The organism is Thioalkalivibrio sp. ALMg3 (assembly GCF_000381225.1).
Taxonomy (GTDB): Bacteria; Pseudomonadota; Gammaproteobacteria; order Ectothiorhodospirales; family Ectothiorhodospiraceae; genus Thioalkalivibrio; species Thioalkalivibrio versutus.
This window is the reverse complement of the sequence record NZ_KB906222.1, coordinates 151,768-165,998: the sequence shown is the minus strand read 5'-3', so window position 1 is coordinate 165,998 and position 14,231 is coordinate 151,768. Positions and strand designations below refer to the sequence as shown.

Here is a 14,231-nt window from a genome sequence, read left to right as displayed (position 1 = left end):
CGAGTAAGGGCCCGCTCCCGCAGGCTGCTCGGGCCACCGCCGTGCGCTGGCGCGCCGGCCGGTACTGGTGAGCCCTCGTTCGGTCGACTCGTCCGGGTCTGCCGCCGCTGGCGCCTCGCGCCGCCGCCCGCCATCAGCCGAACCCAATACTACTTAGAGCAGGAGATCAGCATGCCGACCCGTAGAGAGCTTGCAAACGCCATCCGCGCCCTTTCGATGGACGCAGTTCAGAAGGCCAATTCCGGTCACCCGGGAGCGCCGATGGGGATGGCGGACATCGCCGAGGTGCTGTGGAACGACTACATGCAGCACAACCCGGCGAACCCGAGCTGGCCGGATCGCGACCGCTTCGTGATGTCCAACGGTCACGGCTCCATGCTGGTCTACTCGCTGTTGCATCTGAGCGGCTACGACCTGCCGATGGACGAGATCAAGCAGTTCCGTCAGCTGCACTCCAAGACCCCGGGCCACCCGGAATACGGCTACACCGCCGGTGTCGAGACCACCACCGGTCCGCTCGGCCAGGGCATCTCCAACGCGGTCGGCATGGCGCTGGCCGAGAAGATGATGGCCGCCCACTTCAACCAGCCCGGTCACGACATCGTCGACCACAACACCTACGCCTTCCTCGGCGACGGCTGCATGATGGAAGGGATCTCCCACGAGACCTGCGCGCTGGCCGGCACCCTGGGCCTGGGCAAGCTGGTCGCGTTCTGGGATGACAACGGCATTTCCATCGACGGCGAGGTCGAGGGCTGGTTCACCGACGATACCCCGGCCCGTTTCGAGGCCTATGGCTGGCACGTCGTGCGCGGCGTGGATGGCCACGACGCCAACGCGGTCAAGGCCGCGATCGAAGAGGCGCGCCAGAACAGCGACAAGCCGAGCCTGATCTGCTGCAAGACCGTGATCGGCTTCGGTTCCCCGAACAAGTGCGGCAAGGAAGAGTGCCACGGCGCCGCCCTGGGCGACGACGAGGTCGCCCTGACCCGCAAGGAACTGGGCTGGGAGCACGGCCCGTTCGAGATCCCGGGCGACATCTACGAGGGCTGGAGCGCGAAGGACAAGGGTGCCAAGGCCGAGACCGAGTGGAAGGAACGCTTCGCCGCTTACAAGGCCGCCCATCCGAAACTGGCCGCCGAGTTCGAGCGCCGGATTGCCGGTGATCTGCCGGCCGACTGGAGCGAGAAGGCCAACGCCTATATCAAGCAGACCATCGAGAAGGCCGAGAAGGTCGCCTCGCGCAAGGCCTCGCAGAACGCGATCGCCGGCATGGCCCCGGCCGTTCCGGAACTGCTGGGCGGCTCCGCCGACCTGGCCGGCTCCAACCTGACCATGTATGGCGGGTCCAAGGGCGTCACCCGTGACGACGCCGCCGGCAACTACGTGTTCTACGGCGTGCGCGAGTTCGGCATGGCCGCAATCATGAACGGCATCGCCCTGCACGGCGGGTTCATCCCGTACGGCGGTACCTTCCTGATCTTCTCCGACTATGCCCGTAACGGCATCCGCATGTCCGCGCTGATGAAGCAGCGCGTGATGTACGTGCTGACCCACGATTCCATCGGTCTCGGCGAAGACGGCCCGACCCACCAGCCCATCGAGCAGACCCCGAGCCTGCGTCTGATCCCGAACCTGAACGTCTGGCGCCCCTGCGATGCGGTCGAGACCGCGGTCGCCTGGAAGGCCGGCATCGAGCGTACCGACGGCCCGTCCGCGTTCATCCTGTCGCGTCAGGGCCTGCCGCACATGGAGCGTGACGGCGAGCAGCTCGCCAACATCGCCCGCGGCGGTTACGTGCTGAAGGATTGCGACGGCACCCCGGACCTGATCTTCATCGCCACCGGTTCCGAGATTGAACTGGCCGTGCAGGCCGCCGACGTGCTGAGCGGCGAGGGCAAGAAGGTCCGCGTGGTCTCCATGCCCTGTGTCGAGCTGTTCGACCAGCAGGATCCGGCCTACCGCGAAGCCGTGCTGCCGAAGGCCGTGCGGGCCCGTGTCGCCATCGAGGCCGGCGCGACCACGACCTGGCACAAGTTCACCGGCCTCGACGGCGCGGTGTTTGGCCTGGATCGCTTCGGCGAATCCGCCCCGGGTGGTGCCCTGCTCGATTACTTCGGTTTCAAGCCGGAGAACGTCGCCCAGGTCGCACGTGACGTGATGAACGGCTGAGCCCGAATCGATTTCGCTTAAGCAATAAAGAGGAGACTCTCATGTCTATCAAGGTTGGTATCAACGGCTTCGGTCGTATCGGCCGCATGGCTTTCCGTGCCATCGCCAAGGATTTCCCGAACCTCCAGGTGGTCGGCATCAACGACCTGCTGGACCCGGAATACCTGGCCTACATGCTGCGTTATGACTCGGTCCATGGCCGCTTCGAAGGCGACGTCAGCGTCGACGGCAACGACCTGGTGGTCAATGGCAACCGCATCCGCCTGACCGCCGAAAAGGATCCGGCCGCGCTGAAGTGGGGCGATATCGACGCCGACATCGTGATCGAATCCACCGGTCTGTTCCTGACCGCCGAGACCGCCCAGAAGCATCTGGACGCTGGCGCCAAGAAGGTCGTGATGTCCGCGCCGTCCAAGGACGACACCCCGATGTTCGTCTTTGGCGTGAACCATGGTGAGTACGCCGGCCAGACCATGGTCTCGGCCGCGTCCTGCACCACCAACGCCCTGGCCCCGGTGGCCAAGGTGCTGAACGACAAGTTCGGCATCAAGCGTGGTTTGATGACCACCGTGCACGCCGCCACGGCGACCCAGAAGACCGTCGATGGCCCGTCCATGAAGGACTGGCGCGGGGGTCGCGGCATCCTGGAGAACATCATCCCGTCCTCCACCGGTGCCGCGAAGGCCGTGGGCAAGGTGCTGCCGGAACTGAACGGCAAGCTGACCGGCATGGCCTTCCGCGTGCCGACCTCCGACGTGTCGGTGGTCGACCTGACCGTGGAGCTCAACAGCGACGCCAACTACGACGACGTCTGCGCGGCCATGAAGAAGGCCTCCGAGGGCGAGCTGAAGGGCGTGCTGGGCTACACCGAAGACCTGGTGGTCTCCACCGACTTCCGCGGCTACACCGCCCCGTCCGTGTTTGACGCCGGTGCCGGCATCCAGCTGGACCCGACCTTCGTGAAGGTCGTCGCCTGGTACGACAACGAGTACGGCTACACCTGCAACATGCTGCGCATGGTGGAGCACGTCGCCAAGTAAGGCCGGATGGCCGGGCCCCTCGGGGTCCGGCCATTTGCATTGCCTGGGTCCAAGAGGCCTGGGGCCAGTCCCTGCGGGGGCTCGCCCGAAGCCTTTTCTCTTTCCAACCGTATTTCGAGAGGTACTCCCATGTCTGTCATCAAGATGACCGATCTCGACCTGCAGGGTCGCCGTGTGCTGGTGCGTCAGGATCTCAACGTCCCGGTGAAGGGCGGCAAGGTCACCTCGGACGCCCGTATCCGCGCGAGCCTCGAGACCGTGCAGAAGGCCCTGGACGCCGGCGCGGCCGTGATGCTGATGTCGCATCTGGGCCGCCCGACCGAGGGCGAGTTCTCCGAGGAGGACTCTCTGGCCCCGGTCGCCGAGCATATGGGTGGCCTGCTCGGGCGCGAAGTGCGCCTGGTTCGGGATTACCTCGACGGCGTGGATGCCAAGCCGGGCGAGGTGATCCTGCTCGAGAACGTGCGCTTCAACGCCGGCGAGAAGAAGGACGACGAGGCGCTGGCCAAGAAGTACGCTGCGCTGTGCGACGTGTTCGTGATGGACGCCTTCGGTACCGCCCACCGCGCCCAGGCCTCCACCCATGGCGTGGCCAAATTCGCCCCGCAGGCCTGCGCCGGCCCGTTGCTGGCCAAGGAGCTGGAGGCCCTGGGGCAGGCCCTGGAGACCCCGAAGCGCCCGCTGGTGGCGATCGTCGGTGGGTCCAAGGTCTCGACCAAGCTGACCGTGCTGGAGTCGCTGTCCAAGGTGGTCGATCAGCTGATCGTCGGTGGCGGCATCGCCAACACCTTTATCGCGGCCCAGGGCCATGGTGTCGGCAAGTCGCTGTACGAGGCGGATCTGGTCGAAGAGTCCAAGCGCCTGATGGAGGCCGCCCGCGCCAAGGGCGGCGAGATCCCGGTCCCGACCGACGTGACCGTGGGCAAGGAGTTTTCCGAATCCACCCCGGCCGAGACCAAGGCCGTGGACGCCGTTGCGGACGACGACATGATCTTCGATGTGGGCCCCGAGACCGCGGCCACCTATGCCGAGGCTCTGCGCAATGCCGGCACCATCGTCTGGAACGGCCCGGTGGGCGTGTTCGAGTTCGATCAGTTCGCCGGTGGCACCAAGGCCCTGGGCGAGGCGATCGCCGAGAGCAATGCGTTCTCCATCGCCGGGGGTGGCGACACCCTGGCCGCGATCGACAAGTACAACCTGGCGGATCGCATCAGCTACATCTCCACCGGCGGCGGCGCCTTCCTCGAGTTCCTCGAGGGCAAGACCCTGCCGGCCGTCGCCATCCTGGAAGAACGGGCCAAGGGCTGAGGCCCTTGTCCTTCCCCGCTGACGGAGACACGCGCGGATGAGACGTACCAAGATCGTAGCCACGCTGGGGCCGGCAACGGACAGCGACGAGGCCATGGAGGCCATCATCCGGGCCGGTGTGGATGTGGTCCGGTTGAATTTCTCGCATGGCGATCCGGATGACCACCGCCAGCGCCTGGCGCGGCTGCGGGCCGCCTCCGAGCGCGCCGGCCGTTGCGTCGGTGTCCTGGGCGACCTGCAGGGCCCCAAGATCCGCATCGACCGCTTCCAGCAGGGCAAGGTGCAGCTGGAAGAGGGCGCGCCCTTCGCGCTGGATGCCGAGCTGGATCGCGACGCGGGCGATGCCACCCAGGTCGGCCTGACCTACAAGGACCTCCCGGACGACGTGCGCACGGACGACATCCTGCTGCTGGATGACGGCCGTATCGTGCTCAAGGTCACGGCGGTCAATGGCAGCCGGATCGAGACCACCGTCGAGGTCGGCGGCGAGCTGTCCAACAACAAGGGCATCAATCGTCAGGGTGGCGGCTTGTCCGCTCCTGCGATTACGGACAAGGACCGCGACGATATCCGCCTGGCGGCCGAGCTGCAGGTGGACTACCTGGCCGTCTCGTTCCCGCGTTCCGCCCAGGACCTGCACCTGGCGCGGGGCCTGTTGAAGGATGCCGGCTGGGAGGCCGGGATCTGCGCCAAGATCGAGCGCTCCGAGGCCCTGGAGGTGATCGACGAGATCATCGCCGCCTCGGAGGTCATCATGATCGCCCGCGGCGATCTGGGTGTGGAGATCGGTGACGCCGAGCTCCCGGGGGTGCAGAAGACCCTGATCACGCGCGCGCGCAGCCTCAATCGTCTGGTCATCACCGCGACCCAGATGATGGAGACCATGATCCAGAACCCCATCCCGACCCGCGCCGAGGTGTTCGACGTGGCCAACGCGGTGCTGGACGGCACGGATGCGGTGATGCTCTCCGGCGAGACCGCGACCGGGCGTTATCCTGCGCGCGTGGTCACCAGCATGGACCGGATCTGCGAGGCTGCCGAGCGCCAGCGCGCCGCACGCCAGTCGGACCATCGCATGGATTCGACCTTCGGCCGGGTCGACGAGGCCATCGCGATGGCCACCATGTACACCGCCAACCATCTCGATGTCTCCGCGATCGCCGCGCTGACCGAGTCCGGTTCCACGGCGCTGTGGATGTCGCGCATCAGCTCGGGCATCCCGATCTACGCGCTCACCCAGCACGAATCCACCAGCCGCCGCATGACGCTTTATCGCGGCGTCTATCCGGTGACTCTGAAGCCGATCCCCGAGAGCCACGAAAGCGTGAACCGTGAGGCGGTGAACTTGCTCAAGGGCGAGGGCGTCGTGCAGGATGGCGAGTTGGTCATCATTACCAAGGGCGACCTGCAGGGCGAGCATGGCGGCACCAACGCCATGAAGATCGTGCGCGTCGGCGAACTGGCCTGAACCGCGCACCGCCCGCAGTCGCCAACCAGATTAATCGACTTTTTCACTACCTCAGTCCGAATCCCGTAAGGAGGAATCCATGGCTCTAATCTCACTTCGCCAGCTTCTGGACCATGCCGCCGAACATGGCTATGGCATGCCGGCGTACAACGCCAACAACATGGAACAGGTCCATTCGATCATGGAAGCGGCCGCTGCGGTCGACTCCCCGGTGATCATTCAGGCCTCCGCCGGTGCCCGCAAGTACGCCGGCGAGCCCTTCCTGCGCCACAACATCATCGCCGCCATCGAGCAGTACCCGGACATCCCGGTTGTGCTGCACCAGGATCACGGCTCCGAGCCGGCAGTCTGCCTGCGCTCCATCCAGTCCGGCTTCAGCTCGGTGATGATGGACGGCTCCCTGATGCCTGACATGAAGACCCCGGCCTCTTACGACTACAACCGTGACGTGACCGCCAAGGTCTCCGAGATCGCCCACGCCTGTGGCGTGTCCGTGGAAGGCGAGCTGGGCTGCCTGGGATCCCTGGAAACCGGCATGGCCGGCGAGGAAGACGGTTCCGGTGCCGAGGGCCAGCTGTCCCACGACCAGCTGCTGACCGACCCGGACGAAGCCGCCGACTTCGTGAAGAACACCAAGTGCGATGCCCTGGCGATCGCCATCGGTACCTCCCACGGCGCCTACAAGTTCACCCGTCCGCCGACCGGTGACATCCTGGCCATCCAGCGCGTGAAGGAGATCCACGCCCGCATCCCGGATACCCATCTGGTCATGCACGGCTCCTCCTCCGTTCCGCAGGAGTGGCTGCAGATCATCAACAAGTACGGCGGCGATATGGGCGAGACCTACGGCGTGCCGGTCGAAGAGATCCAGGAAGGCATCAAGCACGGCGTGCGCAAGGTCAACATCGATACCGACCTGCGCATGGCCTCCACCGGTGCGGTGCGCAAGTTCCTGGCCGAGAACCCGAAGGAATTCGATCCGCGCAAGTTCCTGAAGGCCTCGACCGCCGCAATGAAGGACCTCTGCCAGGCCCGTTACGAGGCCTTCGGTTGCGCCGGCATGGCGTCCAAGATCAAGCCGATCTCCCTGGACGACATGGTCAAGCGCTACCTGTCCGGCGAGCTGGATCCCAAGGTCAACTGATCCTGCGGGTTGCAGCACGAAAAAGGGGGCTTCGGCCCCCTTTTTTTGTGCCATGATGAATGTATTCGTTAGGGAGACGCCGACGCATTCGCGCGGCCGCGTCTCCCTTGGCCTTTCTGGAGGTTTCCACGATGCAACGACTGATCCTTTTCTGCCTGACGACGCTGGTGTTTGCCGCCATAGTGGGGAGCGCTCACGCGAACCCGTTCAGCCGCGAGATCGATCCGCAGGACATCATCGATCGCGCCCAGGCGACGGTGGAGAACATGGCGACCCACCCCGAGTACGAGTCCCTTAAAGAGGACCTGCGCGACGCCCGCGGCGTGGTGATCTTCCCGCGCGTGGCTCGCGGGGCCTTCCTGATCGGAGGCTCCGGCGGCATCGGCGTGTTCCTTGCCTGGGACGACGAGCGCGGCGATTATTCGCCGGTGGCGTTCTACTCCCTCGGTTCGGTCAGCTTCGGCATGCAGTTCGGTGGTGATGCCGCCGAGGTGGTGATGGTCGCGCGCACCCAGGATGCGGTGGACTCGATGTTCGGGTCCGCCATCCGCCTGGGGGGCGATGCCTCGGTGGCTGCCGGTCCGGTGGGTGCGGGCCGGAGCGCCACCCCGACGGCCGACTTCCTGTCCTACTCGCGGGCGCGGGGTGCCTACCTGGGCATGAGCTTGTCCGGCTCGCGCATGACCGTGCGCGACGACTTCAACGAGGCGTACTACGGCGAGTCCCAGCGCCCGGTGCATATCATCGAGAGCCGCCGCGTCGACCGTGAAGGGACCCGTGCCCTACGCGAGACCCTGGCCGGGTTCCGGGTTGACGAAGAGGAAGCCCCTGCGGCCTCCGAGTCCCGTGGTCAGGGGCGCGAGTCCTCCGGCGGCGTGCGCCCGGACAACTTCGAGGTGGAGAGCTTCTGAACCAGCGCCGCGCGGGTGATGCCTTCGGCTGACTCGATGATCGGGGCGCTCGTGCGTGAACGCAGCGCGGCCGCATTGTCGAGGCGCGGGTCGGCATCCTCCCGGCGCCGGTTGAGCACGATCCCGGCCAGTTGCAGGCCGCGTCGTTCCAGGGCCTCCAGGGTCAACAGGCAGGTGTTCAGTGTGCCCAGGCGGTCCTCCGCCACTAGCAGGACCGGCAGCCCGAGGGCCTCGGCGAGGTCCGCGTTCAGCCCATCGGTACACAGCGGCGAGTAGAAGCCCCCCGCACCCTCCACTAGCCGCGGGCCCGTGCCGTCGGCTGCGCAGGCCGCGGCCAGCTCCGCGATCGTCAGGCGCACGCCCTGGTTCGCGGCGGCCTGGTCCGGGGCGATGGCATCGGGGAAGCGCCAGGGCGTGACCTGCTCGATGGCGGCGTCCGGAAGGCCCGCCGCGTGGGTCAGGTTCATCCCGTCCTCGGGCCACAGCCCATCGGGGCCCGGCGGGCAGCCGGATTCCACCGGCTTGCGCGGTTGCGGCCGCAGCCCACGATCCCGCCAGAGTTCCAGCAGCGCGCAGCTGACGAAGGTCTTGCCGACGCCGGTGTCGGTGCCGGTGACGAACAGGCCCTGCGGGGGCGCTCCTGTCTGTGCCGGGCTCATGCGTCGCGGGTCAGGCGCTCCAGGGCCTCGCGATAGCGCGCCGCGGTCTGTTCCACCACTTCCGCGGGCAGCTCGGGGCCGGGCGGCTGCTTGTCCCAGTCCAGGGTCTCCAGGTAGTCGCGTACGTATTGCTTGTCGAAGGACTCCGGGCTGGTGCCTGGCGCGTAGCGGTCGGCCGGCCAGAAGCGCGAGGAGTCCGGGGTCAGGACCTCGTCGATCAGATGCAGGGTGCCGGCGGCATCGACGCCGAACTCGAACTTGGTGTCGGCGATGATGATGCCGCGCTCGGCGGCGTAGTCGCGGGCCATCGCGTAGATCGAGAGTGCCGCATCGCGCACCTGCCGCGCCCGGTCCTCGCCGATGGTCGCCACCACGGCATCAAAGTCGATATTGGCGTCGTGGTCGCCGACGTCGGCCTTGGTGCTGGGGGTGAAGATCGCCTCGGGGAGCTTCGAGGCGAGCTCCAGGCCGGCCGGGAGCGGGATGCCGCAGACCGCGCCGCTGGCCTGGTAGTCCTTCCAGCCAGAGCCGATCAGGTAGCCGCGTACCACTGCCTCCACCGGCAGGGCCTCGAGCCGGCGGATCACCAGGCTGCGTCCTTCCAGCGGGGCGCGAACGGCCGGGTCCGGAATCACCTGTTCCAGTGGGATATCGGTCAACTGGTTGGGGATGCCCAGCTCGCGCTCCACCTTGTGCATCCAGAACTGCGTGATCTCCGTCAGCACTCGGCCCTTCTCGGGCACGGCCGTGGGCAGGATCACGTCAAAGGCGGACAGGCGGTCGGTGGTGACCATCAGCCAGTGGTCGGCGTCCACCGCATAGAGATCGCGTACCTTGCCGCGATGCACGAGTTCCAGGTCGGGGAGTTGGCTTTCAAGCAGGGTGTCAGTCATGCCGCGATTCTACCGGGCGCGGGCCTTGCGCACCACGAAGCGGACGAAGACACGAAGAAAAGCGATCCACAAGGAGACGCGACGATCGGCAGCAAGCGCATGGGCGCGTCGAGCCTTATCCACCGGCCATTCACGCCCCCCGCTTCGCTCTCACCAGTGAGCCCTTCCGGCCTTTGGGTCTCCCTGTGGATCGCTCCTTGACCGGGCTTTTCTGCGCGTCCGGGAGCGCTTCGTGGTGCGCATGGCTTGTCGGGTGGGGCCGGGGTCGCTATCGTTCGGGCCATGACTGAGATGGCAGGCAATTCGGCGGCGCCTCGCGTGGGCGTCGTGATGGGGAGCACCTCCGACTGGGCGACCATGGAGCGGGCGGTGGATGTGCTGGACGAACTCGGGATCCCGTTCGAGGCCCGGGTGGTGTCGGCTCACCGAACACCGGATCTGCTTTTCGAGTACGCCGAGCAGGCACGCGAGCGGGGCCTCCAGGCGATCATCGCCGGGGCCGGGGGGGCGGCGCACCTGCCGGGGATGCTGGCCTCCAAGACCCCGGTTCCGGTGCTCGGCGTGCCGGTCGCCTCGCGCCACCTGAAGGGGCAGGACTCGCTGCTGTCCATCGTGCAGATGCCGCGCGGCATCCCCGTGGCGACCTTCGCGATCGGCGAGGCGGGCGCGGCGAACGCCGCCTTGTTCGCCGCCGCGATGCTGGCGAACCACGATCTCGATCTGCGTGAGCGTCTGGATGCCTTTCGCCAGTCCCAGAGTCAGGCCGTGCTGGGGCAGACCCTGCCACCGGACCCGTCATGATCCAGCCCCCTGCGACCCTCGGGCTGCTCGGTGGCGGGCAGCTCGGCCGCTATTTCGTGGAGGCCGCACAGGGTATGGGCTATCCCGTATGGGTCCTGGACCCGGACCCGGCGAGCCCGGCCGGGCGAGTGGCGGCGCGGCACCTGTGCCAGGCCTTCGACGACCCCGATGCGCTGCAGGCCCTGGCCGGGGCCTGCGCGGTCATTACCACCGAGTTCGAGAACATCCCGCGCCCGGCCGTGGAGTGGCTGGATGCCCGCGCCTGTCTGCGCCCGGGGCCGCGCGCCCTGAGCATTGCCCAGGATCGCCTGGAGGAGAAGGCCTTCCTCGGCGAGATCGATGTGGCGGTAGCCCCCTGGCAGGCGGTCCTGGCCGGCCAGACGCCCGAAGTGCGAGCGGACGCGGGGGGGCCGACGTTCCCCGCGATCCTGAAGACCGCGCGCCTGGGTTATGACGGCAAGGGCCAGGTCCGGCTGGCGCAGGCCGGCGAGTTGCCCGCGGCGCATGCCGAGCTGGGGCTGGTGGACTGCGTGCTGGAGGCCCAGGTCGAGCTGGAGCGCGAGCTCTCGGTGCTGGTGGCGCGAACCGCGGACGGCGCGAACGAGGCCTTTCCGGTGGCGGAAAACACCCATCACGAGGGCATCCTGCACCTGACGCGGGTGCCGGCCCGAGTCGGCGACGAGCCGCGCGAACGCGCCACGGCGATCGCGCGGCACATTGCCGAGCAGCTCGACTACCAGGGGTTGCTGGCGGTGGAGTTCTTCCTCACGGTGGAGGGTGAATTGCTGGTCAACGAGATCGCGCCGCGTCCGCATAACTCCGGGCACTACACCCAGGATGCCTGCACCATCAGCCAGTTCGAACAACAGGTGCGCGCAGTCTGCGGGCTGGGGCTGGCCCCGGCCTTGCTGACCACGCCGGTGGCGATGGTCAACCTGCTGGGTGACCTGTGGCCCGCCGCAGCGGAACCCGACTGGCAGGGCGTGCTGGCTGCCGGCCGCGCGCGGCTGCATCTGTATGGCAAGGCCGAGGCCCGGTCCGGCCGCAAGATGGGGCACGTCAACGTGCTCGGTCTGCCGGGCGAGGACGACGCCGGCGCCGCGGCCTCCACCGCCGAGGCCCTGTGGCAGGGTCTGGCCGAGGCTGTGGAGCGGACTGCGGACGGAGGGGTGGCATGAAGGAGGGCTTCCCCACGATCCAGGCGCGGCGTACCCGTCAGGCGGAGCTGAAGCGCGACCTGGAGTTCGAGGACACGCTGGCCGGAGAACACCTGCGGTTCCGCACGACCTGGGGTCTGTTCTCGCCGCGCCGCATCGACGATGGCACGCGGATGTTGCTGGAGCGCATCGAGGTGGAGCCAACCGATGCCTGCCTGGATCTGGGCTGTGGCTATGGCCCGATCGGCCTGACGCTGGCGCGCAAGGCGCCGCAGGGACACTGCACGCTGGTGGACACCAACTTCCTGGCGGTGGAGTACAGCCGGCGTAACGCCGAGCTGAACGGCATCACCAATGTGGACTGCGTGACCAGTAACGGCTTCGCGCAGATCCGTGACCGGCGTTTCGATCTGGTCACCTCGAACCTGCCGGCCAAGGTGGGGCGCGAGATGCTCTACACCTACCTGCTGGACGCCCACGAGCAGATGAACCCGGGTGGACGCATCTATGTCGTAACCATTACCGGGTTGCGGCGGTTCATCGAGAAGGGGTTCAAGGAAGTGTTCGGCAACTACGACAAGGTCAAGCAGGGCCGCGAGTACACTGTCGCGGCCGCGGTGCGCGAGCCCGACTGAGCATGGTCGAGGGGGCGGGCGAACTGCCGGTTGCGCTCCGGGTGCTGTCCGCCGTGCTGCTGGGTGGCGGCATGCTGGTGATGCTGCGGCGCATGCCCTGGGAGACCTTCTTCGTGCCCGGCCGCGCCCAGCTGTTCGTGATCGCCACGCTGTGCCTGCTGCTGATCTGGAGCCTGCGGGCGCAGACCCTGGATGGACTGGCCCTGCACTTCCTCGGCATGACCACCGTGACCCTGATGTTCGGCTGGCAGCTGGCGATCCTGATGGTCTTCCTGGTAGTGGCGATCCTGGCCCTGTTCGGCGTGCTCCCGCTGGCCGCCTTCCCGTTGACGGTGCTGCTGGCGGGCATCCTTCCGGTCGCGGTCACCTGGGGGCTGTTGCGGCTGTCCGAGGCGCGCCTGCCCGCGCACATGTTCATCTACCTCTATGCCGTCGGCTTCCTCGGCGGGGCGCTGTCGGTGGTGGCCACCGTGTTGGCCTCGGCGGCGACCTACGGCCTGTTCACCGAGCTCGCCTGGGCGGATATCTATCGCGACTACCTGCGCTACCTGGCCCTGCTGGTGCTGCCCGAGGCGGTGATCAACGGCATCGTGGTTACCGGGCTGGTGATGGTGCGTCCCGAATGGCTGGCGACCTGGTCGGACGAGCGCTACATCCACGGACGCTGATGTCGCGATCGGCGACATGCGGCGCCCTGCGGGCATTTCCTTGTTGCGTTATATGTTAATGCACCATTCAGGAAAGCCCTGCTAACGTTCGCATCAAGACGGGGCGAGGACCCCGTCCAGGAACTTGAACGAGGAGACCACAACAATGAAAACCAAGCTGTTCGTGCTGGCCGGTATTGCCGGGAGCGTTCTGATGCTGTCCACCGCGGCCCAGGCCGCCGATATCCAGGCCGGCCAGTCCAAGTACCAGAACACCTGTGCCAGCTGTCACGGCGCCGAGGGCAAGGGGCAGGCGATCTTCCCGGCGCTGGTCGGCCAGGACGCGGAAACCGTGGCCAGCCTGCTGGAGCGCTATCGCGCCGGCGAGGAGGTCGGTGATCATACCGCGCTGATGCGTCCGCAGGCCCAGGGCCTGAGCGACGACGACATCGCCAACCTGTCCAGCTACATCGCGACCGAGTTCAACTGATCCGGGCGCCTTGGTAGAGGCAAGCGAAGGCAGCAAACGGGCCGGGGGTTTCCCCGGCCCGTTTGCGTTGGAGTGCCGCCCGCTGCGACCACTGGCTTTTGCCTGGCATCCCGGCATCCGGTAAAGTTCGGCGATTCCGAGAGCACGGTCGACGGTCGGCCCTGCTTCACCAGCGATCCCTGCGAGGCTTTCCATGGCACAACCCGATTTCATCGCTCCGTCCATCCTCTCCGCCGACTTCGCCCGCCTGGGCGAGGAAGTCGACAACGTCCTGGCGGCCGGTGCCGATACCGTGCACTTCGACGTGATGGACAACCACTACGTGCCGAACCTGACGATCGGCCCGCTGGTCTGCGATGCCCTGCGCAAGCACGGCGTGACCGCGCCGATCGACGTGCACCTGATGGTCAAGCCGGTGGATCGCATTATCCCGGACTTCGCCCAGGCCGGTGCCAGCTACATCACTTTCCATCCGGAGGCGTCGGACCACATCGATCGCACCCTGCAGCTGATCCAGGCCGAGGGCTGCAAAGCCGGGCTGGTGTTCAATCCGGCAACCCCGCTGTCCTATCTCGAGTACGTGATGGACAAGGTCGACATGATCCTGCTGATGTCGGTGAACCCGGGCTTTGGTGGCCAGAAGTTCATCCCGAATACGCTGGACAAGCTGCGCGCTGCGCGCAAGATGATCGACGACTCCGGGCGTGATATCCGCCTCGAGATCGACGGTGGCGTGAAGGCCGACAATATCCGCGAGATCAAGGCCGCCGGTGCCGATACCTTTGTGGCCGGGTCCGCGATCTTCGGCGCCGGCAGCGACACCGACCCGAACCGCTACGACAGCATCATCCAGCAGATGCGCGACGAGCTGGCCAAGGCCTGAATCGACGGTTACCGGAGACCGGG

The 14,231-nt window shown here is 67.0% G+C and carries 14 protein-coding genes; 12 read left to right on the top strand and 2 right to left on the bottom strand.

Features of this window, described 5'->3' with window-relative positions:
- The first annotated feature begins 171 nt into the window (after positions 1 to 171).
- The 6 genes from tkt (at position 172) to F622_RS0106295 (ending at position 8,043) form a co-directional block, all read left to right on the top strand.
- Entirely contained in the window at positions 172 to 2,172 is a 2,001-nt protein-coding gene (gene tkt, locus F622_RS0106320) for a transketolase (protein WP_026331546.1), read from the top strand.
- A gap of 41 nt (positions 2,173 to 2,213) precedes the next feature.
- Positions 2,214 to 3,212 (top strand): type I glyceraldehyde-3-phosphate dehydrogenase, encoded by a 999-nt coding sequence (gene gap, locus F622_RS0106315; RefSeq protein WP_018145139.1) that lies wholly within the window; start codon positions 2,214 to 2,216, stop codon positions 3,210 to 3,212.
- Positions 3,213 to 3,341: 129 nt separating this feature from the next.
- Positions 3,342 to 4,520 (top strand): phosphoglycerate kinase, encoded by a 1,179-nt coding sequence (locus F622_RS0106310; protein WP_018951005.1) that lies wholly within the window; start codon positions 3,342 to 3,344, stop codon positions 4,518 to 4,520.
- A 37-nt stretch (positions 4,521 to 4,557) separates the two neighbouring features.
- Positions 4,558 to 5,988 carry a pyruvate kinase gene (gene pyk / locus F622_RS0106305; RefSeq protein ID WP_019571534.1) on the top strand — a complete coding sequence of 477 codons (1,431 nt, stop codon included), beginning with the start codon at positions 4,558 to 4,560 and terminating at the stop codon, positions 5,986 to 5,988.
- A gap of 79 nt (positions 5,989 to 6,067) precedes the next feature.
- Positions 6,068 to 7,132: a class II fructose-bisphosphate aldolase gene (fba, locus tag F622_RS0106300; RefSeq protein ID WP_018145142.1), complete on the top strand. Its 1,065-nt coding sequence runs from the start codon at positions 6,068 to 6,070 to the stop codon at positions 7,130 to 7,132.
- A gap of 131 nt (positions 7,133 to 7,263) precedes the next feature.
- A complete protein-coding gene (locus F622_RS0106295; protein ID WP_018168949.1) occupies positions 7,264 to 8,043 on the top strand; it encodes a lipid-binding SYLF domain-containing protein in 780 nt (259 codons plus the stop codon).
- On the opposite strand, the gene bioD is transcribed toward F622_RS0106295, so the two are convergent.
- Entirely contained in the window at positions 7,983 to 8,702 is a 720-nt protein-coding gene (gene bioD, locus F622_RS0106290; RefSeq protein WP_018168950.1) for a dethiobiotin synthase, read from the bottom strand. The two genes, F622_RS0106295 and bioD, sit on opposite strands and share 61 nt — an antisense overlap.
- A complete protein-coding gene (locus F622_RS0106285) occupies positions 8,699 to 9,595 on the bottom strand; it encodes a phosphoribosylaminoimidazolesuccinocarboxamide synthase (protein ID WP_018168951.1) in 897 nt (298 codons plus the stop codon). Before F622_RS0106285 ends, bioD begins: the two co-directional genes overlap by 4 nt.
- Positions 9,596 to 9,886: 291 nt before the next feature.
- Here F622_RS0106285 and purE point away from each other — a divergent pair, with 291 nt between their 5' ends.
- The 6 genes from purE (at position 9,887) to rpe (ending at position 14,208) form a co-directional block, all read left to right on the top strand.
- The gene (purE, locus tag F622_RS0106280) at positions 9,887 to 10,396 is read left to right on the top strand and encodes a 5-(carboxyamino)imidazole ribonucleotide mutase (RefSeq protein WP_018649625.1); all 510 of its coding nucleotides are present in this window, start codon (positions 9,887 to 9,889) and stop codon (positions 10,394 to 10,396) included.
- Positions 10,393 to 11,574 carry a 5-(carboxyamino)imidazole ribonucleotide synthase gene (locus F622_RS0106275; protein WP_018168953.1) on the top strand — a complete coding sequence of 394 codons (1,182 nt, stop codon included), beginning with the start codon at positions 10,393 to 10,395 and terminating at the stop codon, positions 11,572 to 11,574. The genes purE and F622_RS0106275 overlap by 4 nt, the downstream gene beginning before the upstream one ends.
- Positions 11,571 to 12,188 carry a class I SAM-dependent methyltransferase gene (locus F622_RS0106270; protein WP_018168954.1) on the top strand — a complete coding sequence of 206 codons (618 nt, stop codon included), beginning with the start codon at positions 11,571 to 11,573 and terminating at the stop codon, positions 12,186 to 12,188. The genes F622_RS0106275 and F622_RS0106270 overlap by 4 nt, the downstream gene beginning before the upstream one ends.
- Before the next feature lie 2 nt (positions 12,189 to 12,190).
- Positions 12,191 to 12,856, top strand: a complete 666-nt coding sequence (locus F622_RS0106265) for an energy-coupling factor ABC transporter permease (protein ID WP_019571533.1) — start codon at positions 12,191 to 12,193, stop codon at positions 12,854 to 12,856.
- Between the two features lie 145 nt (positions 12,857 to 13,001).
- Complete coding sequence (locus F622_RS0106260; protein ID WP_019571532.1) at positions 13,002 to 13,325, top strand: c-type cytochrome; 324 nt, start codon at positions 13,002 to 13,004, stop codon at positions 13,323 to 13,325.
- 193 nt (positions 13,326 to 13,518) lie between these two features.
- Positions 13,519 to 14,208, top strand: coding sequence for a ribulose-phosphate 3-epimerase (gene rpe, locus F622_RS0106255; protein ID WP_019568870.1), 690 nt, complete (start codon positions 13,519 to 13,521; stop codon positions 14,206 to 14,208).
- The last annotated feature ends 23 nt before the right edge of the window (positions 14,209 to 14,231 follow it).

Bases quoted from the DNA above. Each gene is read 5' to 3' on its own strand.
- F622_RS0106285 (WP_018168951.1), bottom strand. From the start codon at position 9,595: ATGACTGACACCCTGCTTGAAAGCCAACTCCCCGACCTGGAACTCGTG.
- F622_RS0106260 (WP_019571532.1), top strand. From the start codon at position 13,002: ATGAAAACCAAGCTGTTCGTGCTGGCCGGTATTGCCGGGAGCGTTCTG.
- F622_RS0106295 (WP_018168949.1), top strand. From the start codon at position 7,264: ATGCAACGACTGATCCTTTTCTGCCTGACGACGCTGGTGTTTGCCGCC.
- F622_RS0106265 (WP_019571533.1), top strand. From the start codon at position 12,191: ATGGTCGAGGGGGCGGGCGAACTGCCGGTTGCGCTCCGGGTGCTGTCC.
- tkt (WP_026331546.1), top strand. From the start codon at position 172: ATGCCGACCCGTAGAGAGCTTGCAAACGCCATCCGCGCCCTTTCGATG.
- pyk (WP_019571534.1), top strand. From the start codon at position 4,558: ATGAGACGTACCAAGATCGTAGCCACGCTGGGGCCGGCAACGGACAGC.
- bioD (WP_018168950.1), bottom strand. From the start codon at position 8,702: ATGAGCCCGGCACAGACAGGAGCGCCCCCGCAGGGCCTGTTCGTCACC.
- F622_RS0106270 (WP_018168954.1), top strand. From the start codon at position 11,571: ATGAAGGAGGGCTTCCCCACGATCCAGGCGCGGCGTACCCGTCAGGCG.
- purE (WP_018649625.1), top strand. From the start codon at position 9,887: ATGGCAGGCAATTCGGCGGCGCCTCGCGTGGGCGTCGTGATGGGGAGC.
- gap (WP_018145139.1), top strand. From the start codon at position 2,214: ATGTCTATCAAGGTTGGTATCAACGGCTTCGGTCGTATCGGCCGCATG.
- F622_RS0106275 (WP_018168953.1), top strand. From the start codon at position 10,393: ATGATCCAGCCCCCTGCGACCCTCGGGCTGCTCGGTGGCGGGCAGCTC.
- F622_RS0106310 (WP_018951005.1), top strand. From the start codon at position 3,342: ATGTCTGTCATCAAGATGACCGATCTCGACCTGCAGGGTCGCCGTGTG.
- rpe (WP_019568870.1), top strand. From the start codon at position 13,519: ATGGCACAACCCGATTTCATCGCTCCGTCCATCCTCTCCGCCGACTTC.
- fba (WP_018145142.1), top strand. From the start codon at position 6,068: ATGGCTCTAATCTCACTTCGCCAGCTTCTGGACCATGCCGCCGAACAT.